At 71.5% G+C, this 25,080-nt stretch carries 24 protein-coding genes and 1 pseudogene; 9 read left to right on the top strand and 16 right to left on the bottom strand.

The genetic code is table 11. From position 1 onward, the window contains the following. Positions 1-89: 89 nt before the first annotated feature. Positions 90-983 carry an RNA polymerase sigma-70 factor gene (locus tag ACIA73_RS18915; protein WP_399439692.1) on the bottom strand — a complete coding sequence of 298 codons (894 nt, stop codon included), beginning with the start codon at positions 981-983 and terminating at the stop codon, positions 90-92. A gap of 168 nt (positions 984-1,151) precedes the next feature. Between ACIA73_RS18915 and ACIA73_RS18920 the strand changes: the two genes are divergently transcribed. Next, entirely contained in the window at positions 1,152-1,982 is an 831-nt protein-coding gene (locus tag ACIA73_RS18920; RefSeq protein ID WP_399439693.1) for an alpha/beta fold hydrolase, read from the top strand. Between the two features lie 150 nt (positions 1,983-2,132). Here the strand turns inward: ACIA73_RS18920 and ACIA73_RS18925 are convergent. Then, positions 2,133-2,936, bottom strand: a pseudogene (locus tag ACIA73_RS18925) (EamA family transporter); the annotation flags it as partial. Positions 2,937-2,982: 46 nt separating this feature from the next. Between ACIA73_RS18925 and ACIA73_RS18930 the strand changes: the two are divergent. Both ACIA73_RS18930 and ACIA73_RS18935 read left to right on the top strand, forming a co-directional pair. Further along, positions 2,983-3,255 carry a hypothetical protein gene (locus ACIA73_RS18930; RefSeq protein ID WP_399439694.1) on the top strand — a complete coding sequence of 91 codons (273 nt, stop codon included), beginning with the start codon at positions 2,983-2,985 and terminating at the stop codon, positions 3,253-3,255. Positions 3,256-3,431: 176 nt separating this feature from the next. Continuing rightward, positions 3,432-4,871: a GNAT family N-acetyltransferase gene (locus ACIA73_RS18935; protein ID WP_399439695.1), complete on the top strand. Its 1,440-nt coding sequence runs from the start codon at positions 3,432-3,434 to the stop codon at positions 4,869-4,871. Here ACIA73_RS18935 and ACIA73_RS18940 read toward each other — a convergent pair. Then, on the bottom strand, positions 4,810-6,156 hold the full coding sequence (locus ACIA73_RS18940) for a trans-sulfuration enzyme family protein (protein WP_399439696.1): 1,347 nt from the start codon (positions 6,154-6,156) through the stop codon (positions 4,810-4,812). The genes ACIA73_RS18935 and ACIA73_RS18940 overlap by 62 nt on opposite strands. 60 nt (positions 6,157-6,216) lie before the next feature. On the opposite strand from ACIA73_RS18940, the gene ACIA73_RS18945 reads away from it, so the two are divergent. The 3 genes from ACIA73_RS18945 (at position 6,217) to ACIA73_RS18955 (ending at position 9,459) form a co-directional block, all read left to right on the top strand. Then, positions 6,217-6,699: an Lrp/AsnC family transcriptional regulator gene (locus ACIA73_RS18945; protein WP_399439697.1), complete on the top strand. Its 483-nt coding sequence runs from the start codon at positions 6,217-6,219 to the stop codon at positions 6,697-6,699. A gap of 102 nt (positions 6,700-6,801) precedes the next feature. Continuing rightward, positions 6,802-8,484, top strand: coding sequence for a DUF885 domain-containing protein (locus ACIA73_RS18950; RefSeq protein ID WP_399439698.1), 1,683 nt, complete (start codon positions 6,802-6,804; stop codon positions 8,482-8,484). Positions 8,485-8,577: 93 nt separating this feature from the next. Then, the gene (locus ACIA73_RS18955; protein ID WP_399439699.1) at positions 8,578-9,459 is read left to right on the top strand and encodes an ATP-grasp domain-containing protein; all 882 of its coding nucleotides are present in this window, start codon (positions 8,578-8,580) and stop codon (positions 9,457-9,459) included. Here the strand turns inward: ACIA73_RS18955 and ACIA73_RS18960 are convergent. Both ACIA73_RS18960 and ACIA73_RS18965 read right to left on the bottom strand, forming a co-directional pair. Continuing rightward, positions 9,438-10,103: a DUF1772 domain-containing protein gene (locus ACIA73_RS18960; protein WP_399439700.1), complete on the bottom strand. Its 666-nt coding sequence runs from the start codon at positions 10,101-10,103 to the stop codon at positions 9,438-9,440. The two genes, ACIA73_RS18955 and ACIA73_RS18960, sit on opposite strands and share 22 nt — an antisense overlap. A 104-nt stretch (positions 10,104-10,207) precedes the next feature. After that, positions 10,208-10,744: a rhodanese-like domain-containing protein gene (locus ACIA73_RS18965; RefSeq protein WP_399439701.1), complete on the bottom strand. Its 537-nt coding sequence runs from the start codon at positions 10,742-10,744 to the stop codon at positions 10,208-10,210. Between the two features lie 93 nt (positions 10,745-10,837). On the opposite strand from ACIA73_RS18965, the gene ACIA73_RS18970 reads away from it, so the two are divergent. Then, positions 10,838-11,284: an Lrp/AsnC family transcriptional regulator gene (locus tag ACIA73_RS18970; RefSeq protein ID WP_399439702.1), complete on the top strand. Its 447-nt coding sequence runs from the start codon at positions 10,838-10,840 to the stop codon at positions 11,282-11,284. 37 nt (positions 11,285-11,321) lie between these two features. Here ACIA73_RS18970 and ACIA73_RS18975 read toward each other — a convergent pair whose 3' ends face one another. The 3 genes from ACIA73_RS18975 to ACIA73_RS18985 all read right to left on the bottom strand — a co-directional run bounded on the left by ACIA73_RS18975 (position 11,322) and on the right by ACIA73_RS18985 (position 16,177). Continuing rightward, positions 11,322-14,315, bottom strand: a complete 2,994-nt coding sequence (locus tag ACIA73_RS18975) for an AAA family ATPase (protein WP_399439704.1) — start codon at positions 14,313-14,315, stop codon at positions 11,322-11,324. Continuing rightward, positions 14,312-15,481 carry an exonuclease SbcCD subunit D gene (locus tag ACIA73_RS18980; RefSeq protein WP_399439705.1) on the bottom strand — a complete coding sequence of 390 codons (1,170 nt, stop codon included), beginning with the start codon at positions 15,479-15,481 and terminating at the stop codon, positions 14,312-14,314. The genes ACIA73_RS18975 and ACIA73_RS18980 overlap by 4 nt, the downstream gene beginning before the upstream one ends. 69 nt (positions 15,482-15,550) lie before the next feature. After that, entirely contained in the window at positions 15,551-16,177 is a 627-nt protein-coding gene (locus ACIA73_RS18985; RefSeq protein ID WP_399439707.1) for a YigZ family protein, read from the bottom strand. 129 nt (positions 16,178-16,306) lie between these two features. Between ACIA73_RS18985 and ACIA73_RS18990 the strand changes: the two genes are divergently transcribed. After that, complete coding sequence (locus ACIA73_RS18990) at positions 16,307-16,714, top strand: CoA-binding protein (RefSeq protein WP_399439708.1); 408 nt, start codon at positions 16,307-16,309, stop codon at positions 16,712-16,714. Between the two features lie 25 nt (positions 16,715-16,739). Here the strand turns inward: ACIA73_RS18990 and ACIA73_RS18995 are convergent, their stop codons facing one another. The 8 genes from ACIA73_RS18995 to ACIA73_RS19030 all read right to left on the bottom strand — a co-directional run bounded on the left by ACIA73_RS18995 (position 16,740) and on the right by ACIA73_RS19030 (position 23,717). Further along, positions 16,740-17,450 carry a hypothetical protein gene (locus tag ACIA73_RS18995; protein ID WP_399439709.1) on the bottom strand — a complete coding sequence of 237 codons (711 nt, stop codon included), beginning with the start codon at positions 17,448-17,450 and terminating at the stop codon, positions 16,740-16,742. Positions 17,451-17,553: 103 nt separating this feature from the next. Beyond that, a complete protein-coding gene (locus ACIA73_RS19000) occupies positions 17,554-18,126 on the bottom strand; it encodes a helix-turn-helix domain-containing protein (RefSeq protein ID WP_399439710.1) in 573 nt (190 codons plus the stop codon). A gap of 132 nt (positions 18,127-18,258) precedes the next feature. Continuing rightward, positions 18,259-19,062, bottom strand: coding sequence for an acyltransferase (locus ACIA73_RS19005; RefSeq protein WP_399439711.1), 804 nt, complete (start codon positions 19,060-19,062; stop codon positions 18,259-18,261). A gap of 155 nt (positions 19,063-19,217) precedes the next feature. Next, on the bottom strand, positions 19,218-19,451 hold the full coding sequence (locus tag ACIA73_RS19010) for a hypothetical protein (RefSeq protein ID WP_399439712.1): 234 nt from the start codon (positions 19,449-19,451) through the stop codon (positions 19,218-19,220). Between the two features lie 304 nt (positions 19,452-19,755). Continuing rightward, positions 19,756-20,271 carry a gamma carbonic anhydrase family protein gene (locus ACIA73_RS19015; protein ID WP_399439803.1) on the bottom strand — a complete coding sequence of 172 codons (516 nt, stop codon included), beginning with the start codon at positions 20,269-20,271 and terminating at the stop codon, positions 19,756-19,758. Between the two features lie 160 nt (positions 20,272-20,431). Beyond that, positions 20,432-21,391 (bottom strand): carbohydrate ABC transporter permease, encoded by a 960-nt coding sequence (locus tag ACIA73_RS19020; RefSeq protein ID WP_399439713.1) that lies wholly within the window; start codon positions 21,389-21,391, stop codon positions 20,432-20,434. A gap of 2 nt (positions 21,392-21,393) precedes the next feature. Further along, a complete protein-coding gene (locus tag ACIA73_RS19025; protein ID WP_399439714.1) occupies positions 21,394-22,407 on the bottom strand; it encodes a carbohydrate ABC transporter permease in 1,014 nt (337 codons plus the stop codon). Further along, a complete protein-coding gene (locus ACIA73_RS19030; protein WP_399439715.1) occupies positions 22,407-23,717 on the bottom strand; it encodes an ABC transporter substrate-binding protein in 1,311 nt (436 codons plus the stop codon). Before ACIA73_RS19030 ends, ACIA73_RS19025 begins: the two co-directional genes overlap by 1 nt. 174 nt (positions 23,718-23,891) lie before the next feature. Here ACIA73_RS19030 and ACIA73_RS19035 point away from each other — a divergent pair, with 174 nt between their 5' ends. Next, positions 23,892-25,004: a substrate-binding domain-containing protein gene (locus ACIA73_RS19035; RefSeq protein ID WP_399439716.1), complete on the top strand. Its 1,113-nt coding sequence runs from the start codon at positions 23,892-23,894 to the stop codon at positions 25,002-25,004. Positions 25,005-25,080 lie beyond the last annotated feature (76 nt).

Consider the following 25,080-nt stretch of genomic DNA (forward strand, 5'->3'; position numbering starts at 1 on the left):
TCACGAAGCGTTCACAGAAACGCAAACCGCCCCGCATCCGACCTGCGGATACGGGGCAGTTGAGGGGCCCGGAGCGGGTCCGGGCGCCGCTACTTCGGCGCGAGATCGGAAATTTTGTCCGGGTTGCGCACGATGTAGACGCACTGAATGAGTCCGTCCGCAATGTCCAGCTGGAAGACCGAGTCCGGCCGCCCCTCCGAGAGAATCACCATCGCGGGCCCGCCGTTGAGCTCGGTGAACCGGATCTCCATACCGGGGATGGCCTTCTGCGCGACGCCCAGCAGGAAGCGCGCCACCTTGTCCGCGCTCTCCACGATCCGCAGCGGCACCTTCGCCCTGCCGCCACTGTCGCCGATCAGCCGCGCCTCGGGTGCCAGCAGCGAGAGCAGATCGGCCAGGTCACCGCCGGTGGCCGCGGCGAGGAACCGTTCCGTCATCTCGCGCCGCTCGGCCGGGTCCACGTCGTACCTCGGCTTGCGCTCCTCGACGTGCTTGCGCGCCCGGCCGGCCAGCTGACGTACCGCCGCCTCCGACTTGTCGAGTGCCGTGGCGATCTCCCCGTACGGGAAGCCGAAGGCCTCGCGCAGGACGAAGACCGCGCGCTCCAGCGGGGAGAGCGATTCCAGTACGACCAGGACGGCCAGCGAGACCGAGTCGGCGAGCACCGCCTGCTCGGCGGTGTCCGGGACGCTCATCCCGAACTCCGTCGCGATCGGTTCGGGCAGCCATGGCCCGACGTAGGCCTCCTTGCGCGACTGGACGTGCCGCAGCCGGTCGATGGCGAGCCGGGTGGTGATGCGCACCAGAAAGGCGCGGGGGGCGCGTACGTCCTCGCGGTCCTCGGCCGACCAGCGCAGCCAGGCCTCCTGGACGACGTCCTCGGCGTCGGCCACCCGGCCGAGCATGCGGTAGGCGACTCCGGTCAGCACGGAGCGGTGTTCCTCGAAGGCGGCGGTCGCATCGGCCAGGGTGTCTGCGGTCACCGAGCCATCCCAGCCGACAGACCCCGCCTTGTCCACCCCCTCCTTCCCGCCCGGCCCGGTGACGGCCCGCGCCCCCTTGAACTCGCCGCTACTGGAGGGTAGTTGTTACTGACAGACTGTCTAAAGCCATTGTCCGGGCCGGAACCCAGGGACCCAGGGAGCAACCCCATGACCGCCAGCATCGAGTTCACCGTCCAGGCCCCGGGCGGGCCGCGCACCGCGTCCGTCGCGTACGAGCGGGTGGGCCGGGGCGAGCCACTGCTGCTGCTGCACGGCATCGGCCACCACTGGCAGGCGTGGGAGCCGGTGCTCTCCGCGCTGTCCGCCGAGCGGGACGTGATCGCGGTCGACCTGCCCGGTTTCGGCGCTTCGCCCGCCCTCCCCGGCGGCGTGCCGTACGACCTGGACTCGGTGGTTCCGGTCCTGGGCGCCTTCTGTGCGGCGCTGGGCATCGACCGGCCGCACGTCGCGGGGAACTCGCTCGGCGGGCTGCTCGCGCTGGGCATGGGACGGGAGAAGCTGGCGCGTTCGGTGACGGCGCTGTCGCCGGCCGGGTTCTGGACACCGGCCGAGCGGCGGTACGCCTTCGGCACGCTGCGCGGGATGCGCCTTGCGGCGAAGGCGATGCCGCTGCCACTGGTGGAGCGGCTTTCGCGGACCGCGGCCGGGCGGTTCACGCTGACCAGCACCATCTACGCCAAGCCGGCCCGGCGTTCACCGGAGGCCGTGGTCGCGGAGACCCTCGCGCTGCGGGAGGCCGTCGGGTTCGAGCCGACACTGACCGCCGGGCTCACCGTCCAGTTCCAGGACGACCTCTCCGGCCTTCCGGTGACGGTGGCCTGGGGCACCGGCGACCGGCTGCTGATGCGCCGCCAGGGGGTCCGCGCGAAGAACATCATGCCGGATGCCCGGCTGGTCAGGCTGCCCGGTTGCGGGCATGTGCCCATGAATGACGATCCGGCGCTGGTCGCCCGGGTCATTCTGGACAACAGCCGCTGAGAGCTGGGCCCTCGGGTGTCGCTCTGTCGATGCGTACGGCGCTTCCGGAGTTCTCTCGTGCGCGGACGCCCGCCTGAACACCCCTGATCCGAGGACCACTCCCAGCGCGACCAGAGCGCTGCCCGCCCCCTGTCCGATGCCGTACGTCCCGGTGCCGATCAGGGGTGCGGTCAGGGCCGCCGAGACGGGGATCAGGCCGGAGAAGAGGGTGGCCCGTTCGGCGCCGATCCGCTGTACTCCCTGGTACCAGCAGACGAAGCCGACCACGGTGACCACCACCGCCTGCCACAGCAGCGCCGCCCCTTCCTCCGGGGTGGGCGTGCGCAGCCAGCCGGAACCGTCGTGCAGCAGGCCGATCGCCGCGGACTCGACAGCGGCGACGGCACAGGACGCGGCGGACAACAGCTTGGGTCCGAGCGGACGCAGCAGGGGTACGGCGATCACGGCGAAGCCCACCTCCCCGCCGAGCGCCGCGACGGACCAGGCGATTCCGACCGCGTCGGTGCGCCCCCAGCCCTGGACGGTGAAGGCGCCGACGGCGACGAGCAGGGCGCCGTACAGGACAATCCTGGTGGGCTTGCGGCCGTCGAGCAGGGGCATCAGGACGGCGACCACGATGGGGGCGCAGCCGACCAGGACTCCGGGGACCGCGGGTTCGGCGGTGCGTTCCGCGGCGAGCACCGCAAGGTTGAAGCCGACCATGCCGACGGCCGCGAGGAGTGCGAGCCGCAGCCACAGACGCGGGGTGAGCGCGCGCAGGCGGGCCGGTGCACCGCGGGCGACGAGCGGGAGGAGAACCAGGGCGGCGAGGCCGTAGCGGACGGCCTGGCCGCCCGCGTACGGGTAGGCGCCGAGGACGCTGTTGGCGGTGAAGGATCCGCCGACGAGGAAGCAGGCGAGGGCGGCGAGGAGCATGCCGTGAACGGCGGCGCTCCCGTGAGGTGTTCGGGTCATGGTCCGACGCTAGGGACTGGAGCGGTCCGGTTTAAGGTCCACTTCCATGACGTCATCGGGGACCAATCCTGCTTCGGATGTGCCGACGCTGCCGGGGCGGTACGGGCCGGAGGCGGAGTTCCTGGAGCGGGCGGAACGGGCGGGGGTGGCGGTGCGGGGGTTGTCGTCGTACGGGATGGGGGGTGGGGGTGGGTGTGGGGGTGGCGACGAGGGTGGAGACGGGGACGGAGCGGTGCGGCTGGTGTTGGGGTACGCGCATCTGTCGGTGGCGGACATCGGGTACGGGGTGGGGCTGCTGGCGGGGTCGGCGGGGCGGTGATGCAGCAAGAGAACCCGTACCCTGGGCCCTGACCTGGTCGAACGCGGAGCGCCGCACTACCGGTCAGCTCCCGGCCCATTGCGCCGAATATCGCAGCGAATCAACCAGAAGCACACTTAACCCGCCAGTCACAGAACGTTCGTGATCACGCAACACGGTTCGGCCACAGTGTTCCCATGACCGACACGACTGGCCTCAGGAACTCCACGAAGAAGCCCGCCCGACGCCACCACTGGCGCCGCGACCTGGTGGAACTCGCCGCACTGTTCACCGCGGTGGCGGTCGCCGACTCGATCGCCAACATGATCGTGCACGGTCCCGACGGGCCCGTACTGCTCATCGCCTCCGCGGTGGCACTGGCAGCCACCGCAGGCTTCCACACCTGGTGGGCCCGACGGCACAGCCACGCACCTCCGCCGCCGACAGCCGTGCCGGCCCCGGCCGGGGCATCGGCACCGGCCGCGACGTCGGCCTCCCCGGATTCGGACCCGACCGCATCCCCCGCTGAGGTCAGGGAGACCTCGTTGTGGCGGATGCGGACCACTGTGCAGGACCAGCCGGGTTCGCTGGCCGCACTGTGCACCGTCCTCGCCGGGCTGCGGGTCGACATCCTGACCCTGCAGACGCACCCGCTGGGTGACGGCACCGTGGACGAGTTCCTGCTCCGTACGCCCGCCGACGTCCAGGCCCGGGACCTGTCCCGGGAGATCGCCTCGGTCGGGGCCCGGGACACCTGGCTGGAGCGGGCGGACACGCACGATCTGGTGGACGGCCCGACCCGGGTGCTCGGACTGGCCACCAGGACCGCACTCGACGCGGCCGAACTGCCGCTCGCCCTGAGGCAGTTGCTTGGCCGGTGCACCATCCACTCGCTCCCCGCGACCACGCTCACCGGGCGGCCGACGGGAGAGACCGCACCGGTGGAGGGAGTGCTGGAGGGCACGGTGATGCGACTGCGGGACCAGTCCGGTGGTGCGATCACGGTGGAGCGGCCGTACCTCCCCTTCACCCCGACCGAGTTCGCGCGGGCACGGGCGCTGGTCGAACTGGACGCCCGGCTCGGCCCCCGGGTGCCGCGCAGTCAGGACGTCCTCACCCTGCCCGAGGGCAATGCGATCACCGTTCGCAGGGCCGGGCCCGACGACCTCGAAGCAGCACTCGCCATGCACGAGCGCTGCTCCGAGCGGACCCTCAACCTGCGGTACCACGGCCCGGTCGGCGACGCCGACCGATACCTCCGCCACCTGCTGAGCCCGCGCTACGGGCGCACCCTCGCCGTACAGACCGCGTCCGGCCGGCTGGTGGCCCTCGGACACCTGCTCTGGGACGGTGACGAGACGGAGGTCGCGCTGCTCGTCGAGGATGCCTGGCAGCGGCGGGGCGTGGGCTCCGAACTGCTCGCGCGGCTGGTGGCGCTGGCCGGCGAAGCGGACTGCGCGAGCGTGTACGCCGTCACCCAGGCGTCCAACACCGGGATGGTCGCCGCGATGCGTGGGCTGGAGCTTCCCCTCGACTACCAGATAGAGGAGGGGACGCTGGTGGTCACCGCCCGTCTCAGCGGCCGACCGGCTCCGGTACGGCCCGCGGCGTACGGCCGGCAGTCGGAGCGGGGCTGACCGCTGCGGTGAGGGTGTCGGCGGTGGTGGGGGTGTCGGCGGTGGTGGGGGTGGTGGGGGTGGTGGGGGTGGTGGGGGTGGCCCCCCGGCCGGTCACCGCGGTCGCTTCGGTCGCCGCGAGTGCCTGGCTCAGGTCGTTCCACAGGTCCTCGACATCCTCCAGACCGACCGACATCCGCAGCAGCCGGTCACTGACGCCCGCCTTCAGCCGGTCGCCCTCGGGCACGATCCGGTGGCTGATGGAGGCCGGGTGCTGGATGAGGGTGTCGACGCTGCCGAGGCTGACGGCCGGCGTGATCAGCCGTACGCCCGCGATGACCGCGTGCGGGTCGCCGTGCACCTCGAAGGCGACCATCGCCCCGCCGATCCGGGGGTGGTGGACGCGGGAGACACGCGGATCGGCGGTCAGCCGCCGTACGATCTCCGCCGCGCTCGCGGACGCCGCCCGCATCCGTACCGGCAGCGTGGACAGTCCGCGCAGCAGCAGATAGCCGGACAGCGGGTGCAGTACGCCGCCGGTCGCGAACCGCACCTGCCGCAGTTGCCGGGCGAACTCCTCGTCGCAGGCCACCACACCGGCGAGCACATCTCCGTGGCCGCCCAGGTACTTGGTGGCGCTGTGCAGCACCAGCCGGGCACCGTGTTCGGCCGGGCGCTGGAGCACCGGGGTCGCGAAGGTGCTGTCGACGAGCAGCGGCACCGAGCCGCAGGCCTCGGCGACGGCGGCGATGTCGACCTCGGCGAGGGTCGGGTTGGCCGGGGTCTCCACCATGACCAGGCCGGTGTCGGGGCGTATCGCTCCGGCGATGGACGCCGGGTCGGAGCGGTCCACCCAGGTCACCTCGGTGCCGAGCAGACCGGCGGTGAGCAGGTGGTCGCTGCATCCGTACAGCGGGCGCACGGCCACCACATGGCGCAGGCCCTGGGACGCACGGACGAGCAGCACCGCGGTGAGCGCCGCCATGCCGCTGGCGAACGCGACCGCCGCCTGGGTCCCTTCGAGGGTGGCCAGGGCGTCCTCGAAGCGGGCGGTGGTCGGGTTGTCGAGTCTGGCGTAGACCGGCGGGCCGTCCAGCCGGGCGCCGGTGGCCGCGAATTCGTCGAGACGGGCGGCCTCGGCGCGACTGTCGTGCGACGGGTAGGTGGTCGACAGGTCGAGCGGTACGGCGTGGACGCCGAGAGCGGCGAGGTCTTCGCGGCCGGCGTGCACGGCGTGGGTGGCGAGGGCCCGGGGAGCGGAGGGCGCGGGGTGTGCGGCAACCGCGGGCGAGGCTTCAGCAGTCATGACAAGCAGTCTGAACAAGTGGCGGCCTGGAGCGGGAAATCCCCGTGCTACGTTCGGCAGATGGCTGAATCCGTCGCACTGGACACGGTTGACCTGCATATTCTGCGGCTGTTGCAGAACGACGCCCGGACCACCTACCGGGAGCTCGCCGCCGAGGTGGGTGTCGCGCCCTCCACCTGTCTGGACCGGGTGAGCAGGCTGCGCCGCTCCGGGGTGATCCTCGGGCATCAGCTGCGGCTCGATCCGGCGCGGCTCGGGCGTGGGCTTGAGGCACTGCTGCTGGTGCAGGTGCGGCCGCACCGGCGGGAGCTGATCGGCCCGTTCGTGGAGCGGATCCGGGCACTGCCGGAATCGCGGGCCCTGTTCCATCTGACGGGTCCGGACGACTATCTGGTGCAGGTGGCGGTGGCGGACACCGCCGACCTCCAGCGCCTGGTGCTGGACGAGTTCACCTCGCGGCGGGAGGTGGCCAGGGTGGAGACGCGGCTGATATTCCAGCAGTGGGACTGCGGGCCGCTGCTGCCGCCGACGCCGGGGGCCTGAGGCCGGCCGGGAGGTCCGCGACCAGCGGTGTCGTCCGGCTGTCAGGGCTCTGGCCACGGAACGCTGATGACGCGGGCCCCTTTCCCGTACGAGGATGTGCGCATGGCAGACATCAGCATTCCCATGCCCCGCCAGGTCGCCGACGCCTATGTCGACGCCCTGGTCACCCTCGATCCCATTCTCGGCACCCAGCTGGGTGTGAAGGAGAGCGCCCGATCGCTCCCCGACTACTCCCCCGAGGGGCGCCAGGCCCTCGCCGAGCTGGCCCGCCACACTCTCGCCGTCCTTGACGAGTCGGAGCGGCAGCCCGGCGCCGACAGTGAGGCCGAGCGGCGTTGCGGGCGGCTGCTGCGCGAGCGGCTGACCGCCGAGCTGGCGGTGCACGCGGCGCAGGAGGATCTGCGCGCGGTCAGCAATATCCACTCCCCCGCGCACAGCGTGCGGGAGATCTTCACGCTCGCAGCGACCGAGACCGAGGAGGACTGGGCCGATCTCGCGGCGCGGCTGCGCGCCGTCCCGGCGGCACTGGAGGGCTATCGCCAGTCGCTCGAACTCGGCCTGGAAAGAGGCCTGTTGGGCAGCCCGCGGCCGACCGCGACGTTCATCGACCAGCTCACCGAGTGGGCGGGTGACGGGCGCGGCTGGTTCGAGGAGCTGGTGGCCCCGGGCCCGGACGTACTGCGCGCGGAGCTGGACGGAGCGGCCGGTACGGCGACCGCGTCCGTGGTGGTGCTGCGCGACTGGATGCGGGAGGTGTACGCCCCGACGCTCAAGGACGCGCCCGACGCCGTGGGGCGGGAGCGGTACGCCCTGTGGTCGCGGGCGTTCAACGGCACGGACTTCGATCTGGACGAGGCGTACGCGTACGGCTGGGCCGAGTACCACCGGCTGCTCGCCGAGATGAAGGTGGAGGCGGAGAAGATCCTGCCGGGTGCGGAGACTCCGTGGGCCGCGCTGGCCCACCTGGATGTACACGGCAAGCACATCGAGGGTGTCGAGGAGGTCCGGGTCTGGCTCCAGTCCGTGATGGACGAGGCCGTGGAGGCACTGGACGGCACCCACTTCGAACTCGCGGACCGGGTCCGCAAGGTGGAGTCCAGGATCGCCCCGCCCGGCGGCGCGGCCGCCCCGTACTACACGCCCCCGTCCGAGGACTTCTCCCGCCCCGGCATCACCTGGCTGCCGACGATGGGCGAGACTCGCTTCCCGGTGTACGACCTGGTGTCGACCTGGTACCACGAGGGCGTCCCCGGTCACCACCTCCAGCTCGCCCAGTGGACGCACGTCGCCGACCAGCTGTCGCGCTACCAGGCGTCGGTGGGCGGGGTCAGCGCCAACGCGGAGGGCTGGGCGCTGTACGCGGAGCGCCTGATGGACGAGCTCGGGTTCCTGCCGGACGCGGAGCGCAGGCTCGGTTACCTGGACGCGCAGATGATGCGCTCGACGCGGATCATCGTCGACATCGGCATGCACCTGGGTCTGGAGATCCCGGCCGACTCCCCCTTCCACCCGGGCGAGCGGTGGACGGTGGAGCTGGCGCAGGAGTTCTTCGGTCTGCACAGCGGCCGTCCGGCGGACTTCGTGGAGAGCGAGATCACCCGCTACCTGTCGATGCCCGCCCAGGCGATCGGCTACAAGCTGGGCGAGCGCGCCTGGCTGCTCGGCCGGGAGAACGCCCGCAGGGCGCACGGCGATTCCTTCGATCTGAAGGCGTGGCACATGGCGGCGCTGTCGCAGGGTTCGCTGGGTCTGGACGACCTGGTGGACGAGCTGTCGAAGCTCTGACACCGGGACACGCGTCAGGGGGGCGACGGCCGGGGGCGAATCCTGGCCGCCGCCCCCGTCCCCTCACGTGAACGGCTGATGAACCGGGATGCGATGAACGCGAGTTGGCTCTTCTGCTCGGATCCACTGGGGCCGCGCCGCCCCGATCCGGCGTTCGCCGGTGAGGCTGCCGCGGTGCGCCGCTCCGGTGCGGCCGTCGCTCTGCTCGATCACGACGCCCTGCTCGCCGGGGACGTCCCCGCCGCACTGGCCCGGGTGCCGGACGGCTCAGGACCGTACTGGTACCGGGGCTGGATGATTCCCGCGCTCCGTTACGAGGCCTTGGCGCGCGGCCTGGGTGAGCGCGGCTGCACCTTGCTGAGCAGCCCGCAGGCGTACCGCCGGGCACATGAACTCCCCGGCTGGTACGAGGAGTTCGCGCAGCTGACCCCGCGCAGCGTGTGGCGGGAGCTGCCTTGCGGCGCCCCGCCGTCAGCTGCCGAGCTGGCCGGACTCGTCGCCCCGCTCGGTAGCGGTCCCGCCGTGGTGAAGGACTTCGTGAAGTCCCGCAAGCACGAGTGGCACGAGGCGTGCTTCGTACCCGAACTCGGGAACACGGCGGCACTGTCGGCCGTGGTGAACCGCTTCTTCGCCCTCCAGGAGGACAGTCTCGCCGGCGGACTGGTGGTGCGGGAGTTCGAGCACTTCGTACCGGGCGGGGAGGCCCGGGTGTGGTGGGTGGACGGCGAGGCGGCGCTGGTCACCGCCCACCCCGATTCGCCGGACCGGCTGCCCGAACCTGATCTGTCCGCGGTGCGTCCGGCCGTCCGCACGCTCGGGGGCCGCTGGGTGACCACCGATCTGGCGCTGCGTGCGGACGGGGAGTGGCGGGTGGTCGAGGTGGGTGACGGCCAGGTGAGCGGGCTGCCAACGGACGCGGACGCCGACCGGCTCTTCGGGATGCTGTCCGGGGTTCAGCGGGTGGCGCGGCCGTAGAGGAGCACGGCGCGGGCGAGGGCGGTCAGGGCTGCCGTGCACAGCAGGGTGCGGAGGATGTTGGTGGTGACCCAGGTCGACTTGAACTTCTCCACGACGGAGAAGTCCGTGAGCTTGGCCGCGTTGCCGGCCTCGGCCAGCTCGTTGTTCAGCGGGATGTTCACCGAGAACGTGAGGACGACGGCGACCAGATAGAGCGCGGTGGCGGCAGCGGCCCAGTACGCCACCTTGCGGCGGCCCTTGCGGAACTCGACGAACGCACAGGCCACGGCCAGCAGCAGGGCGCCCACGAAGGCCATGCCGAAGAGCCCGTTGCCGTCGATCGCCGCATTGAAGTGCTGCATCGCGGTCACATACGTACGCTCGTCGCCCGCCGCCAGACCCGGCATCACCGAGACGTCGAAGGCGAAGAAGAGTCCGGCCATGAGTCCGACGAGGACCGTGGAGAGGAGGAGCAGCACGGTCGAGAGCTTGGTGGCCCCGGTGGGCGGGAGCGCGGGCGCGGCGTCAGGGGCAGGCGGCGACGGCTGGTACCGCTGCGGGGGTAAGGAAGCGGTGGGGCGCGGCGGTACGGGTCCGGCGGGGTGCGGGGGTACGGGCCTGGCGGGGTGCGGGGGCCGGCTCCCGGCCGGGGGGTGGCTCATGGCGGATTCCTCAAGTGAGTGGTCGGGGTACTGCTTGCCCTTGGCGCGGACGCCTGATCCTGGCACTCCCCCGGGTACCGCGCCACGGTCCGGACCACCCTGTTTCAGCAGCCGCAGTCGGCGGCGTCGACCGGTGCGGTCAGCGGGTCGGCGTCGCGGGTTTCGCGGCCCTCCCAGGTCTCGGTCTCGAAGCCCTCGCGGATCCAGTACTCGATGCCGCCGAGCATCTCCTTGACCTGGTAGCCGAGTTGGGCGAGGGCGAGCGCGGCACGGGTGGCGCCGTTGCAGCCGGGGCCCCAGCAGTAGGTGACGACCGGCACGCACTTGTCGAGGAGGCGGACGGCCTGCTCGGGGATCAGAGCGGTGGGGAGGTGGAGGGCGCCGGGGACGTGGCCCTGGTCCCAGGAGGCGGTGGAGCGCGAGTCGATCACCACGAAGCCGGGGTCCTCGCCCGTGGCGCGGGCGTCGGCCAGCGCCGAGGCGACGTCGGAGACATCGGCGTGGAAGGCGAGGCAGGCCCCGAAGTACGCGGCAGCGGCCTCGGGGGACGCGGGCGGCACCCGCAGCACGGAGTTGGCGGCGGCGGAGACGGCGGGTGCACCGGGAGCGACAGGAGCGGCTGCGGAAGTCGTGTTCGTCATGGCTCAAAATCTATGAGCGGTGATCGTTTCTCTGAAGTGGATTGCCCCGGCACTTCTCTTGATCTGCCGGTGATTCCCCTGTTGTCTGTGCCCATGACCGGATATTCACCGGACGCCACGGACTGGCGCATCCTGGAAGCCCTGCAGCGGGAAGGCCGCGCGACGTTCGCCGAGTTGGCGCGCACTGTCTCGATGTCGTCGAGTGCGGTGACCGAACGGGTCCGCAGGCTGGAGGAGGCGGGGGTGATCTCCGGGTACTCCGCGGTGGTCGAGCCCCATCGGCTGGGGATGCCGATCCTGGCGTTCGTACGGCTGCGTTATCCGCACGGCAACTACAAGCCGTTCCACGACCTGCTGGACGCCACGTCCGAGGTGCTGGAGGCGCACCACGTCACGGGCGACGACTGCTTCGTACTGAAGGTCGCGGCCCGCTCGATGCAGCACCTGGAAGAGGTGTCCGGCCGGATCGGGGCACTCGGTTCGGTCACCACCAGCGTCGTCTACTCCTCTCCGCTGCCGCGCCGCGCCATCAGCCCCTGAACCGCGGAGCACCGGACCCACCGCCGCAGCCTCCCGCTCACAGGTGGTGCCGCACCGCCGACCCGTCCCGCCCCTTCACCACCTCCAGCCGGGTGCCGATCCGCTGCCGCAGATCGACGACATGGCTGACGATGCCGACGCTGCGGTCCCGCTCGCGCAGCGAGTCCAGTACGTCGATGACCTCGTCCAGGGTCGCCTCGTCGAGGCTGCCGAAGCCCTCATCGATGAAGAGGGTGTCCAGGCGGACCCCGCCCGCCTCCTCCGTCACCACATCGGCGAGCCCCAGCGCGAGCGCGAGGGACGCGAAGAAGGTCTCGCCGCCGGACAGGGTGGCGGTGTCCCGCTCGCGTCCGGTCCAGGCGTCGACGACATGCAGTCCGAGTCCGGCGCGGCGCCCGCCGGTTCTGGCGTCGGAGTGGACGAGGGTGTAGCGGCCCTGCGACATGCGGTGGAGGCGGGCGGTCGCGGCGGCGGCGACCTGTTCGAGCCTGGCGGCCAGGACGTAGGACTCCAGGCGCATCTTGCGTTCGTTGTCGTGGGAGGTGCCCGCGGTGAGTCCGGCGAGGCGGGCCACCCGGTCGTACTCCTCGCGCAGTGGTCCGAGCCGCCGGGTCTCCTCCTCGGCCTGCCCAGACAGCCGGGCCAGCGCCGCGCACCGTTCCTGTGCCGCGTCGTACGCGGAGGCCGCGTCGCGCTGCTGCCGGTCGGCGGCGGTCACCCCGGCGAGCGCCCCGTCCAGGTCGGCGGCCGGCCGGTCGGCGGCTTCGGCCGCGTCGGTCTCCCGCAGCCGTTCGGCGACCGCTGCCCGTTCGGCCTGCCAGCCGTCGATGCGGCGCTGCAACTCGCGCTGCCGTACGTCGTCCAGGAGGGCCGAGGCCGCTTCCTCCGGTGTGGTGAACCCCGCTTTGAACGCGGCGTCCGCGAGCCGGTCGTCGGCCGCCTTCAGCTGCGTGGCCGTCCGCTCGTACTCCCGTACCGCCTCGGCCGCCTCGGCGAGGATGGAGACCCGCCGCTCCAGCCGTCCCGCCTGCTCGGCGACGCTCCCCGCATCCCCGCGCACCCGCTGCAACTCCTCGTCCAGTACGGCGAGTTCGCCGTCCATGGCTTCGCGGCGGGAGACCCGGGCGGCACTGCGCCGCTCGGCCTGCTGCTGGGTGTCGACCCGTCGACCGTGCTCGCGTTCGGCCCGGTCCAGGGTTTCGCGGGCGGCGTGCATGTCGGACGCCCGCTGGTGTGCCTCGGCGTGCTCGCCGCGCAGCTCTCCGGCCAGTGCGGCGAGTTCGGTGACGGTGGCGTCCGAGGCCGCGGCCCCCGCGGCGGCGTGGGACTCCCGCAGCCGGGACAGTGCGGTCTCGGTCCGGGACCGCTCCTCGTCCGCCCGGACGTACGCCGACTCGGCCCTTTGCTCGGCATCCCGGTCGACATGTCCCGCTCCGGCCCGCGCGGGGGCGGGGTGTGCGGTGGCACCGCACACCTTGCAGGCCTCGCCGTCGCGCAGGCCGTCGGCCAGCTCGGCGGCGATTCCGCTCAGCCGCCGCTCGCGCAGGTCGTGCCACCGCTGGCGGGCGTCGGCCGCCGTGTCGCGGGCCGCCCGCAGCCGGTCCTCGCCGACCGCGACCCGCTGTTCCAGTTCGTCCCTGCGGCGGGCCGCCTCCAGCCTGGCCCGTGCGGGTTCGAGCTGGGACTCCAGATGTCCGGCCCGGGTGGCTGCCTCCTGAGCGGCCTCGATGCGCTCCTGGTGCCGCCTTCGTACGGTGTCCCAGTCGGCCAGCCACTCCGCGGCCTCCTGGAGGAGGTCGTCGTCGGCGCGGGCCTGCCGGTCGAGGTCGGTGCGCTCGGCCCGGACGAGGGCGCTGCGCTGCTCGGCCCGGCGGGCGGAGTCCAGGCCGCCGAGTTCCTGCCGTATCCCCCGTTCCTGCTCGGCCAGTTGCTCGGCGCCCGCTTCGACGAGGTGGGGCGGCAGCTTGGCGCGGGCCGCCTCGTGGGCGCGGTGGGCGTCGCGGTGCTCCTGTTCGGCGGCGTTGCGCAGCCCCAGCGCGGGGGCGACCCGTTCCGCGGCACGGGCCAGGTCCTGCCGGCGGCAGAGCCCGTCGAACTCCTCGTGGTGTTCCTCCAGCACCTCGGCCCGCCGCTCGGTCTCGGCGAACCGTGCCTGGAGCCTGGCCAGTTCGCGGGTCTCCTCCAGTGCGCGGCGGGCGGCGGCCCGCCGGCTCTCGGTGGCCAGCGCGGCGGCGGAGGCGATGTCGCGTCGTTCGCGGGCGCCGCTGCGGGCGACGGCGGCCCAGCCGAGCACGGACTCGGCGAGTCCGGGGTCCCCGGGCTTCTGGTCGGGTGCGGGCCAGTCGGCGGCCGCCGCCCCGCCCGCCTGCGCCATCCGCTCGGCGAGCGAGAGCAGCTTGTCGTCCCCGGCCTTGACCTGCTGTTCGGCGGCGCGGCGCAGTGCGGTCAGGCGGTCCTCGACGGCGGCGAAGCGGCGGGTGTCGAAGAGCTTGCCGAGGAGCTTGCCGCGGGCTTCCGCGTCGGCGCGCAGAAAGCGGGCGAACTCGCCCTGCGGCAGCAGCACCACTTGGCAGAACTGCTCGCGGCTCATCCCGACGAGCTGCCCGATCTCCTCACCGATCTCCTGGTGGGAGCGGCTGAGCGCCCGCCATTGACCGCCCTGGACGTGGTACTCACGCAGCCAGCTCTGGGCCTTTTCGGTGGTGAAGCCGTCGCCGCGCTTCTTGGGGCGCTGCTGGGCGGGCTGCCGGGTGATCTCCAGGCGCCGCCCGCCGACGGTGAGGTCGAGCACCACCTCGGTGCGTACCCCAGGGTCCGCGTGGTCGCTGCGCAGGGTGAGCCCGCGCGTCTCTCGGGCGCCCGGCACCGACCCGTACAGCGCGAAGCAGACGGCATCGAGCACGGAGGTCTTGCCCGCACCGGTCGGCCCGTGCAACAGGAAGAGCCCGGCGGCCGACAGGGTGTCGAAGTCGACTTCCTGGACGCCGCCGAAGGGCCCGAAGGCGGTGATCCGCAGGGAGTGGATTCTCATCGGGCCACCTCGTGCAGGGTCTCTTCCACCCGTACGTCGTCGAACGCGCCCCGCAGCACCGCCCGTTCGTGCGCGTCCGCGCCGCTGCCGCCGCGCACATGCGCCACGAAGTCCTCCGCGATCTGCTGGTCGTCGCGCCCCTTGAGCCGCTGGGCGTACGAGACCTGAGGGTCGTCCGGGGCGCGTTCGGGTGCGAAGACCAGGCTGAGGACGTGCGGGAAGCGGGCGGCGAGCCGGGCCATCGGGTCGTCGGGGCGGACCGGGTCGGTGAGGGTGGCCTCGACCCAGGAGTCCTCGTGCCGGTCGAGGGCGGGGTCGTCGAGCAGCTCCTGGAGGTGTCCGCGCAGGCGGGACAGGCCGCGGGGCACCGGGCAGTCGAGCCGTTCGTCGCCGACGACCGTGCCGTCGGGGCCCAGGTCGATCAGCCACATGGTCTTGCGGTGGTCGACCTCGGAGAAGGAGTAGGCGAGCGGCGAGCCGGAGTAGCGGACCCGCTCGGAGACCCGTTGCGAGCCGTGCAGATGACCGAGGGCCACGTAGTCGACGCCCGCGAACACCCCGGCGGGGACTGCCGCCACTCCCCCGACGGTGATGTCCCGCTCGCTGTCGCTGGGCTCGCCGCCCGCGACGAAGGCGTGCGCCAGGACCACTGAGCGGGTGCCCGCCGGCCGTGCGGCGAGGTCGGCGCGGACCCGGTCCATCGCCGCGGCCAGCACGTCCTCGTGCCGTGCCTTCGCGGCACCCAGCTGCTCCCGTACCAGCGCGGGCTCCAGATAGGGCAGCCCGTAGAAGGCGACTTCGCCGTGCGCGTCCGACAGCACGACGGGAGTGGCGCAGCCCGCCGGATCGGTGCGCAGGTGGATGCCCGCGTGCTCCATGAGGCCCGCGCCCACGCCCAGACGCCGGCCCGAGTCGTGGTTGCCGGAGATCATCACCGTGGGCACTCCCTCGGCGGCGAGCCGGTGCAGGGCCCGGTCGAAGAGCTCCACGGCGGCCAGCGGCGGCACCGCCCTGTCGTACACGTCCCCGGCGACCAGCACCGCGTCCACCTCGTGCTCCCGCACGACCTCGACCAGGTGATCCAGATACGCGGCCTGCGCGTCGAGCAGCGCCACCCGGTGGAAGGACCGGCCCAGATGCCAGTCGGACGTATGCAGAAGCCTCATGGTTCACGAGAGTAAAGGGAGGGTCCGACAACCCGTGCGGCAACGGGGGAATCCACCCCACCCCTGACCTCAGGCGTCGCCGTACGCCTCGCCGCCCAGCTCGAACCCGGCGGTGCCTGCCGTCGCGTCCGCGAGCCATCCGCGGAAGGCCTCCACATCGGCGTCCGGCAGCCCGATCTCGATCGTCACGCCCTCCGCGTACCGCACCTCGCGCACCGCCCGCCCGGTGGCCCGCAGGTCGTTCTCCAGCTTGCCCGCGCGCTGGTGATCGACGGTCACGGTGGCGAGGCGGAACCGCTGCCGGGTGAGGGTGCCGAGCTCGTCCAGCGCTTCACCGACGACACCCCCGTACGCCCTGATCAGGCCACCGGCGCCGAGCTTCACCCCGCCGTAGTAGCGGGTGACGACGGCCACGACGTAACGCATCTCACGTCGCATCAGCATCTGGAGCATCGGCACCCCGGCGGTGCCGCCCGGCTCGCCGTCGTCGCTCGCCTTCTGGATTCCGGCGTCGGCGCCGACGACGTACGCGAAGCAGTTGTGCGAGGCGGTGGGGTGTTGCCTGCGGATGCGCGCGACGAAGTCCTGCGCCTCCTGCTCGGTGGCGGCGGGTGCGAGGGAGCAGAGGAAGCGCGAGCGGTTGATCTCGGCCTCGTGCATGCCCGCGGCGGCGACGGTCCGGTACTGCTCCTGCATGCGGCCCACCCTATGCGGCGGCGGAATTCCGCGCCCCACCGGTACGTTCTGACCAGCACAGAGGCCCGGCACAGAGGCCCAGCACATAGGCCCGGCGCAGAGCCATCACGAAGCCCCAGGAGGCACCGCATGTACGGCGAGAAGGAAACCGTCCGCAAGATCCTCACCGAGAGCGGCGACACCTGGGCGGTGGTCGGCCTCTCCAACAACCGCTCCCGCGCGGCGTACGGCGTCGCCGAGGTCCTCCAGCGCTTCGGCAAGCGGATCGTCCCCGTCCACCCGAAGGCCGAGGAGGTGCACGGCGAGAAGGGTTACGCCTCGCTCGCCGACATCCCCTTCGAGGTCGACGTGGTGGACGTCTTCGTGAACAGCGAACTGGCGGGCGCGGTCGCCGACGAGGCGGTGGCCAGAGGCGCGAAGGCGGTCTGGTTCCAGCTCGGCGTGGTCGACGAGCCGGCCTACGAGCGGACCCTGGCGGCCGGTCTGGAGATGACCATGGACCGCTGCCCGGCGATCGAGATCCCCAAGCTGGGCTGAGCCACCGGCCCCCGGGGAGCCCCGCCTACCGTACGGACGGGCACGGCCGTCCGTACGCGGCGGCCCGCGCCTCGAAGCCTGGCGGCAGCCAGCCGTGGGAGAGCAGTCGGGGGTGGGCCGGGAAGGCCGCGTGGGCGGCGAGTACGAAGATCAGGGACGCCCAGAGGCTGTGCAGGCGGACCGTGGTGTAGCCCTTGCCGTGGATGTCGTGGAAGGCGCACTCGAAGGTGTCGGGGGCGGCCAGGTCCATCGTGGCGAGCCCGGACCAGGGGAGGTCGAGCCAGGACTGAGGGTGGCCGAAGATGGCCCGCCGGTCGGTGACGGTGACTTCGCCGTGGCCCTCCAGGACCCAGCGCGACTGGGCGTTGGCCTGTGCCTGGCTTCTGCGTGAGGCGTTGCCCATGGCGTTGACGGCGAGGGCGCCGACGACGAAGCCGGTGGAGCCCATGGCCATGGTGCTGGTCTGGGTGTAGGAGCCGTCGCCGAGGGGGCGGAAGGTGGAGCGGGCGGCCGGGCCCGCGGCCAGCGAGAGTTCGCCCGGGGCCAGGCGGGTGGTGGTCGGCAGGGGCGGGCGGTGCGGGAGGTTTCCCTGCGCGAGGTCGTGGACGACGCCGCAGGTGTAGAGCAGGTGGTCGTCCATCGGGCCCCAGGGCGGGCCGGCCGGTACCGGGGGCTGTCCCTGGTTCTGGGCGGGCAGCTGCCCACCGTGCCGCACCGGGAAGGTGTTCTCGTCCACGGGTCCCCCGTTCCACTGCCGTCTTCAACGTCCGCCATCGTAAAGCTCACCCGGCATCGTAGGGCTCCCCCGGCTGCCTCGCGCCACGGCCGCCCCGACGAGCTCATCTGACCGGCGCGATGGCCACCGCCATCGTCAACTCCACGGGCTGGTGGCCGTCGTTGCGGTACGCGTGCGGGACATCGGCCTCGAAGGACGCCGACGCACCGGCCGGCACCGCGTGGGGCGTGCCGTCGACGACCAGGGTCAACTCGCCCGCCGTGACCCGCAGGAGTTCGGTGCTGCCCGGGGGGTGCGGGTCGGAGAGGCTGGTGTCGCCGGGCATCAGGAGCCAGGTCCACAACTCCAGGGGCCCGCGTTTGTCGGTGCCGACCAGCAGGGTGGCGTGGCTGCCCGCCGCGGTGGACCACATCCGTACGGACTGCTCGGCCGTCATCACCCGGACCTGGGCGCTCTGTTCGTGGTCGAGGAGGGTGCTGATGCTGATGCCGAGGGCATCCGCCAGCTTCACCGTCGTCCCCACGCTGGGGTTGGTGCGGGCCTGCTCGATCTGGATGATCATGCCCCGGCTGACGCCCGCGCGGGTGGCCAGCGCGTCCAGCGTGAAGCCCCGTTCACCGCGCCAGCGCTTGAGGTTGCGGGCGAGCGACTGGGTGAGCTGGTCGAGGTCCGACACGTTCCGTCCGTCTCAGAGAGGGCCAGGAGTCAGCGATGGCCAGGAGTGACTGCCGTCCACTCTCTTGGACGGCCGGTTCACTTTACTGGAGCACCGGCTCCGGAACCGAGGATCGGCCGGGACGGGTGGGATTCAGGATGCCTCGTGGTCCAACTCGGCCAGCGCGACCAGTTGTTCGGGGGTGATGTCAGCCGGTATCGGCACCGGTGCGGGGGTACGCAGCGGAGGCTGCCAGCCATTCTCCTTGTCCCAGCTGCGGACCACCTTGGCGGGCGCCCCCGCCACCACCGAGTGGTCGGGCACCTCTCCCCGTACCACCGCGCCCGCGGCGACCACGACGTTACGTCCGAGCCTGGCACCCGGCAGGATGACCGCCCCGGTGCCCACCCAGCAGCCGGGGCCGATGGATACCGGATCCACCCGGGGCCACTGCTTGCCGATCGGGGTCTCGGGGTCGTCGTAACTGTGGTTGGTGGACGTCACATAGACGTTCGGCCCGAAGTAGCAGTCGTCGCCGATGGTGATGGTGGTGTCGGCGATGATGTGGCTGCCCCGGCCGAGGACGACGCCGTTGCCGAGGGTGAGGATGGGGTCGGGGCCGAGGTCCAGGTCGGGCATCATGCCGGCGGTGAGGGTGACGCTCTCGCCGACGATGCAGTAGTCACCGAGGTGGATCCAGCGCTCGCCGAAGACGGTGCCCTGCGGGAACGCGAGCTTGGTGGCGTGCCCGATGGAGCCGAACCGCAGCCGTCCGGGTCGCTCCGCGCTGACCGCTCCGGCCTGCTTCACCAGCCGCCAGCCGCCCTGCACGGCCCGGGTCGTCGCGCGGCGCCGCGCACCGGAGAGGTCGGCGAGTACCGCGCGGGCGGTCTCGGCGGACCGGGCGAGAGCGGCGGCCCGGGCGGCGAATGAGAACGTGTTTCTGTTCTTCGGCACCCGCACACGGTAGTCGGCGGCGGGCGGGGTGTTCAGTGCGACTTCCTGTGATCTTCACCCCACCGCCTCGGTACGGCGAAGGGCCGTCCGGCGCACTGGGACGATGCGCCGAACGGCCCCACGGTCTTCCGGTCAAGCGGTGGTACGGGCCGGGATCAGAGCAGAATGCCCAGTCCCAGGCCGACGCCGACGCCGACGCCGCCGTGGTGGTGGTGCCACGGGTCGTCCGAGCAGTACCAGTGACCGTGGTGACTCCAGCAGCGGTCCGCCGCTGCCGTCGATTTGGCCGTCTGATCCACCGTGCTTGCCGCAGCGACGCCGGTGAGGGGTGCGAGAGCGATGACGGCCAGGGCCGAAGCCGCCACCGCACGTCCGACTATGGTGCGCATGCCTGTCTCCTGTGTGACGAAGAATGGGACGAAAATAGGCATACCGTGCACGATGCGGGCTATTGCGGGGCTGACCGGGTTACGTCCATTCGGATCTGTGGCGCCGCTGGACGCAGTAGTTCGGGTGGCGGTCCCTGACGATCTGTGCGGGGTGGGCCGTCGCCGGCGGTACGGGAGCGGGGAGGCCGTCCGGGCAAGGTGCGCCAAGGCTTCCGCGCCGGGTGCGCCTGGCCTTTCGGGCAGGTTCCTTTCGGGCAGGCTCCTTTCGGGCAGGCTGGGGCCCGGCCTTCCGCGCCGAGGCGTCTCAGCCCCGCTCGCGGACCGCTTGCGCGTGCTGTGCGGCCAGCTCGCGGTACATGAGGGCGTTGACCTTGATGCCCTCGCGCTCCTCCTCGGTCAGTTCACGCCGCACTTTCGCCGGTACGCCCGCGACCAGCGAGCCCGGCGGGACCCGCATGCCCTGCGGGACCAGCGCCTGGGCGGCGACCAGGGATCCGGCGCCGATCACCGCACCGTTGAGGACGGTGGCGCCCATGCCGACGAGGACGTCGTCCTCGACGGTGCAGCCGTGCAGTACGGCGTTGTGGCCCACCGAGACCCGTTCGCCGACGGTCACCGGGAAGCCGGGGTCGACGTGCACCGTGCAGTTGTCCTGGATGTTGGAGTCGGCGCCCAGCACGATGGGACCGCAGTCGGCGCGCAGCACCGCGTGGTACCAGACGCTGGCCCCCGCCTCCATGGTGACCTCGCCGACGACCACGGAGGTGGGGGCGGCGAAGGCCTCGGGGGCGAGCTGGGGCGTCCTGCTGCCCACGCTCATGATCAAGGGCTGACCTGCTGTCTCTGCCATGCCGTGCTCCTTCGTCGGTACTCGGGTCCGCTGCCGCGCCGCTGTCCTGCCGGGCACCGTAGACGACCTCCGCCGGACGCCGTGGAGCGGGGGTGGCGCGTCGGCCGTCTCCCGAGGCCGGCCTTCGGAGTTACTTGCCGCTGCCGAGGGTCATGCCCTCGATGATCCGGCGGCCGAGCCAGAGGTAGACAAGGAGCAGCGGCAGTACGACCAGACCGATCGCGGCGAACAGCCCACCCCAGTCGGCGCCGCTGAACTGCACCCGGGACATGAAGCCGAGCAGGGCGAGCGAGAGGGTCTGCTGCTGCGGGTCCTGGAGGAAGATCAGGGCCAGCATGCCCTCGCTCCAGTGGCCGATGACGTTGAGGATGACCAGGGTGACGATGCCGGAGCGGGCCAGCGGCAGCATGATCTGCCAGAACGTCCGCCACGGGGACGCCCCGTCGAGCGCCGCCGCCTCCTCCAGCTCCGCCGAAAGGCTGCGGAAGAACGCGGTGAGGAAGAAGACCGCGAAGGGCACGGAGGTCGCGATGTAGACCAGGATCAGCCCGCTGAGGCTGTTGACCAGGCCGATCTGCGACATCGCCACGAACAGCGGCAGCATGATCGCCTGCACCGGGATGCCCAGGCCCATCGCGAGGAACGAGGTCATCGGGGCCGCCGAGCGGGCACCGAACCTGCTCAGCGCGTACGCCGCCGGGGCGGCCACCGCCACCGTGCCGACGGCGGTGGCCGCGACCACCACAAGGGTGCGGACGAGGGCCGGGCCGAAGTCGCCGACCTCCCAGGCGCGGGCCCAGTTCTCCAGCTGCCAGCTCTCGGGCAGTCCGAACGGCGTCGCGAAGATCTCCCGCGCGGTCTTGAACGAGGACAGCGCCATCCAGGCCAGCACCAACAGGTCGAAGGCGACCATCGTCCAGACGAAACCGTGCACGAGGTGTTGGGCGCGCGGCATCCGCAGCTTGCGGGGAGGCCGCGCGTGCAGCACCGGACGGGGCCGCTCGGGGCGGGACGGAGTGGGGCGGGACCGATCTGGCGGGGACTGATCCGGGCTGGACCGTTCCGGGCGGGGCAGGGTGCGGTGGGCCATGGTCAGAACTCCAGGGACTCTCGACGCGTGACCCGCCGGGTCAGCACGATCAGGAGGACGATCAGTACGAGCGTCACGACCGTCGCCGCGGCGGAGGCGCCGAACCTGGCCACACCGGTCGGCTGGAAGGCCTCGGCGAAGGCGTACAGGGACAGCGTCCAGGACTTGGTGGTCGGGGTGGATCCGGCGGCGCCGGCGAAGACGTACACGAACTCGAAGATCTTGACCGCGCTGATCACCCAGAGGGTGGCGCTGACCGCCACGGCGTCCCACATCATCGGCAGCGTGACGTGCCGGAACTTCTGCCAGGCGTTGGCGCCTTCGAGGTCGGCAGCCTCGTAGAGGGTGATCGGGATGCGGTCCACGGCGGCCATCAGGATGGTCGTGTAGAAGCCGGTGTTGATCCAGACGAGGCCGATGCAGATGACGTGGAAGAGGTTGTCGTCGGCGAGCCAGCGCGGCGGGGTGTCGACGCCGACGGCGGACATGATCTTGTTGATCAGGCCGTCCGCCTGGAAGAGGAAGCCCCAGAGGATCGAGATGGCCAGCGCGGAGACGGCGTTGGGGAAGAAGATCACCGCGCGGACGAACTTCCGGCCCGCCATCTCGCGCAGCACCGTGGTGAAGAAGAAGCTGAGCAGGAAGGTGAAGAAGCCGACGCCGAAAAGGATCAGCAGGGTGTTGCCGAAGGAGGACGCGAAGACGTCGTCGTACCAGAGGCGCTTGTAGTTGGCGAAGCCCACCCACTCGACGGGCCCTGAACCGGCCCACTTGGCGAAGGACAGCACCAGGGTGAAGCCGGTGGGCAGGACGATCGCCAGGATGTAGAGGATCATCGCCGGGCCGACGAACGGCAGGAAGAGTTTGCGGCGGGCCCGCTGGAGCGGACTTGCCGTCTCGTCCCTTTCCTTCCCGGTCTCGTTCTTCCTGGCCTCGCCCTTCCTGGCCCCGGTCTCCCCGGTCTCGCTCTTCGCGGTTCTTACGTCGTGTGTGTCGGCCGGGGCCGTGGTGCTCATCAGCCGTTGGCCTTCCACCAGTTGACGGTGCTCTTCTTCAGCTCGGCGACATATCCGGCGGCGTCGATCCGGCCGGACATGAGCTTCTTGCTGAGCGGCTGAGCGATCTTGGTCTCCCAGTCGGACATGCCTTCGGCGCCGTCCTGCGCGACATGGATGGAGCCCGCGTCCCTGAGTGCCTGCTGCGAGCCCTGGAGGTCCTTGACCGCGGGGACGTCCGCGCGGACGGTGAGGGACTTCTCCTCGGTGGCGAGGCGGTCCATCCACTTCTTGCCGAGGAAGAACTGGATGAACTTCTCGGCGGCGCCGCCGTTCCTCGCCTTCCTGGGGATGCCGTAGCCGTAGAGGCTGGCCTGCTCAGAGTCGTGCCCGGCGGCAGTCGTGGGGAACGGGAAGGAGCCGTACTCGAAGTCCCTGCCCGCGATCTCACCGGTCTCGGAGGGGCCCCAGGTGCCCATGTAGAGGAAGTCGGCCTTGTTCTGCGCCCACTTCTGCTGGATCGCCGGAAACTTGCTGGCATCCCAGCCGCTGACGAAGTACCCGCCCTTGCCGATCTTCTCGGCGTTCCGGGCCGCCTTCAGCACCTCGGGCCTCTCGAAACCCTCGCCGGACCGGTCCTCCAGGACCTTCTTCCAGTTCCCCGCACCCAGCTCGCGGATCATCAGGGTGGAGACCCACTGGTCGACATAGGTGAGGATGTCGCCGTCCAGGGCCAGCGGGGCCTTTCCGGCCGCCTTGCGGCTGTCGAGGACGGCGATGAACTCGTCGAAGCTCCGCGGGGGCTCGGCCGCGACCTCCGGGAGCTGCTTCTTGTTGTAGAAGACCTGCCAGGTCTGGACGTTGGTGGGGATCAGATAGGTCTGGCCCTCCTTGTCCTTCACCAGGTCCTGGTACGCCTTGGGAACGGTCTCACCGACGGTCTTGGTCTCGCCGGTGATCCTGGCGTCGTACACACCGGACAGATCACGGGCGTTGCCGGTCGCGGCCAGGGTGTCGCGGATCTTGAACTGGCTCTGGTCGACCAGGTCGGCCGCCACGTTGCCGCCCACCAGGGTCGGCTGGAGCTTGTTGAGCACCTCGCGGCCCTGGAAGACCAGCTGCACCTTGATGCCGGTCTCCTTGGTGAAGGCGGCGACCGCGTCCCTGATGACCTTGGCGCGGGGCTCGTCCTCCTTGTACATCGACCAGTACGTGAACTCCTTGGAGTCGGCGCCGCCGCTGCCGACGCTGCCACCGCAGGCCGTGAGGGTCATGGCCAGAGCGGCTACGGCAAGGAGAGCCGTGCTCCTGGTCGTGGTACGAAGTCTCATGGGACACCACCGTTCTCGGGCGCATGCGCAGCAGGCACCGAAGGAGGACCAGCAGGGGAAGGAAGGAATGACCCGGATTCTGTTGCCGCCGCTGCACTAAGGTCAAGACATTCGTACGAATGAATTTTCCGTGACTCGCTCGATACATACGCTGATACATCCCTTGGAGGCTCGATGACCGCCCCCCGGCAGCCCGCCGCACGCGGGGAGAAGTTCCGCCGCCTCGCCGAGGAACTGCGCCGCGGCGTCGCCGAACTGCGCTGGCCGGACGGCCGTCTGCCCACCGAGCAGCAGCTCGCCAAGGAGCAGGGGGTCAGCCTCAACACGGTGCGCAGGGCGGTCGACCTGCTGGTGGCCGACGGCCTGGTCTACCGGCGGCAGGGTTCGGGGACGTACATCGCGGGCGAGGCGGCGCAGGGCGCAGGCACTTCTTCCGGTTCGTCGCGGCCCGGTCCCGTGGTGGGTATCTGCGTGCCGTCGATGACGTACTACTATCCCCGGATCATCGCGGCCATCGAGGCCGAACTGACGCGCGGTGGCGCCCAGATGATGATCCGCAGCACGGGTTACGACGCGACCCGGGAGCGGTCCGCCGTCGAGGGGATGCTGTCCGCGGGGGCGACCGGACTGCTGCTGGTCCCCGAGCTGGAGCCGGGGGCGGATCCGATGCCGCAGCACGACGCGGTGCGCTCGCTGGGGGTGCCGGTGGTGATGGTGGAGCGGCGCTTCGCGACTGCCGCCGACCACCATGAATTCGTCTGCTCGAATCATTCCGCCGGGGCGTATGTCGCCGTCCGTCACCTGGTCGCGCTGGGCCACACCCGCATCGGCTACCTGCAGCGCCACAGCCCGTTCACGGCGGACGCCGTTGCCGCCGGATTCCGTACGGCGCTGGCGGACTCCGGGCTCGACCCGGCGGACGCCCCGTACGCGGGACGGGCCAGGTGGGACCTCCCGGACGCGGACGCCTTCCTCGACGAACTGCTCGCCGCCGGCGCGACCGCGGTGGTCTGCTTCGCGGACCGGGAGGCGGCCCTGCTGGTCTCGGCGGCCAGGCGGCGCGGGCTCGCAGTCCCCGGGGACCTTTCGCTGGTCGGGTACGACGACGAGGTGGCCGAGCTGTCCGAGGTGCCGCTGACCGCGGTCTCCCCGGCGAAGGCCGAGGTGGGGCGGCTCGCGGCGCGCACCCTGCTGCGCAGGATCGAGAACCCGTCGGCGCCGGTGGTGCAGCAGCTGGTGGTGCCCCGGCTGGTGGTGCGGGACTCCACGGGGCCCGTCGGCGACTAATTCATTCCTCACAATGGGTTGTATTTGAGGGTTGAATTGCAGAGGGTGAGGGCTCAGCTCCCCGGACCAGCGAGGT

The sequence above is a fragment of the Streptomyces sp. NPDC051561 genome (genome assembly GCF_044454195.1).
Taxonomy (GTDB): Bacteria; Actinomycetota; Actinomycetes; order Streptomycetales; family Streptomycetaceae; genus Streptomyces.

Coding starts and splice junctions, on each gene's coding strand:
- ACIA73_RS18920 (WP_399439693.1), top strand. CDS start 1,152: ATGACCGCCAGCATCGAGTTCACCGTCCAGGCCCCGGGCGGGCCGCGC.
- ACIA73_RS19020 (WP_399439713.1), bottom strand. CDS start 21,391: ATGGCCCACCGCACCCTGCCCCGCCCGGAACGGTCCAGCCCGGATCAG.
- ACIA73_RS18965 (WP_399439701.1), bottom strand. CDS start 10,744: ATGACGAACACGACTTCCGCAGCCGCTCCTGTCGCTCCCGGTGCACCC.
- ACIA73_RS19015 (WP_399439803.1), bottom strand. CDS start 20,271: ATGAGCGTGGGCAGCAGGACGCCCCAGCTCGCCCCCGAGGCCTTCGCC.
- ACIA73_RS19035 (WP_399439716.1), top strand. CDS start 23,892: ATGACCGCCCCCCGGCAGCCCGCCGCACGCGGGGAGAAGTTCCGCCGC.
- ACIA73_RS18980 (WP_399439705.1), bottom strand. CDS start 15,481: ATGAGGCTTCTGCATACGTCCGACTGGCATCTGGGCCGGTCCTTCCAC.
- ACIA73_RS18970 (WP_399439702.1), top strand. CDS start 10,838: ATGACCGGATATTCACCGGACGCCACGGACTGGCGCATCCTGGAAGCC.
- ACIA73_RS18930 (WP_399439694.1), top strand. CDS start 2,983: ATGACGTCATCGGGGACCAATCCTGCTTCGGATGTGCCGACGCTGCCG.
- ACIA73_RS18950 (WP_399439698.1), top strand. CDS start 6,802: ATGGCAGACATCAGCATTCCCATGCCCCGCCAGGTCGCCGACGCCTAT.
- ACIA73_RS18975 (WP_399439704.1), bottom strand. CDS start 14,315: ATGAGAATCCACTCCCTGCGGATCACCGCCTTCGGGCCCTTCGGCGGC.
- ACIA73_RS18945 (WP_399439697.1), top strand. CDS start 6,217: ATGGCTGAATCCGTCGCACTGGACACGGTTGACCTGCATATTCTGCGG.
- ACIA73_RS18985 (WP_399439707.1), bottom strand. CDS start 16,177: ATGCAGGAGCAGTACCGGACCGTCGCCGCCGCGGGCATGCACGAGGCC.
- ACIA73_RS18990 (WP_399439708.1), top strand. CDS start 16,307: ATGTACGGCGAGAAGGAAACCGTCCGCAAGATCCTCACCGAGAGCGGC.
- ACIA73_RS18955 (WP_399439699.1), top strand. CDS start 8,578: ATGAACGCGAGTTGGCTCTTCTGCTCGGATCCACTGGGGCCGCGCCGC.
- ACIA73_RS19025 (WP_399439714.1), bottom strand. CDS start 22,407: ATGAGCACCACGGCCCCGGCCGACACACACGACGTAAGAACCGCGAAG.
- ACIA73_RS19030 (WP_399439715.1), bottom strand. CDS start 23,717: ATGAGACTTCGTACCACGACCAGGAGCACGGCTCTCCTTGCCGTAGCC.
- ACIA73_RS18935 (WP_399439695.1), top strand. CDS start 3,432: ATGACCGACACGACTGGCCTCAGGAACTCCACGAAGAAGCCCGCCCGA.
- ACIA73_RS18960 (WP_399439700.1), bottom strand. CDS start 10,103: ATGAGCCACCCCCCGGCCGGGAGCCGGCCCCCGCACCCCGCCAGGCCC.
- ACIA73_RS19010 (WP_399439712.1), bottom strand. CDS start 19,451: ATGCGCACCATAGTCGGACGTGCGGTGGCGGCTTCGGCCCTGGCCGTC.
- ACIA73_RS18940 (WP_399439696.1), bottom strand. CDS start 6,156: ATGACTGCTGAAGCCTCGCCCGCGGTTGCCGCACACCCCGCGCCCTCC.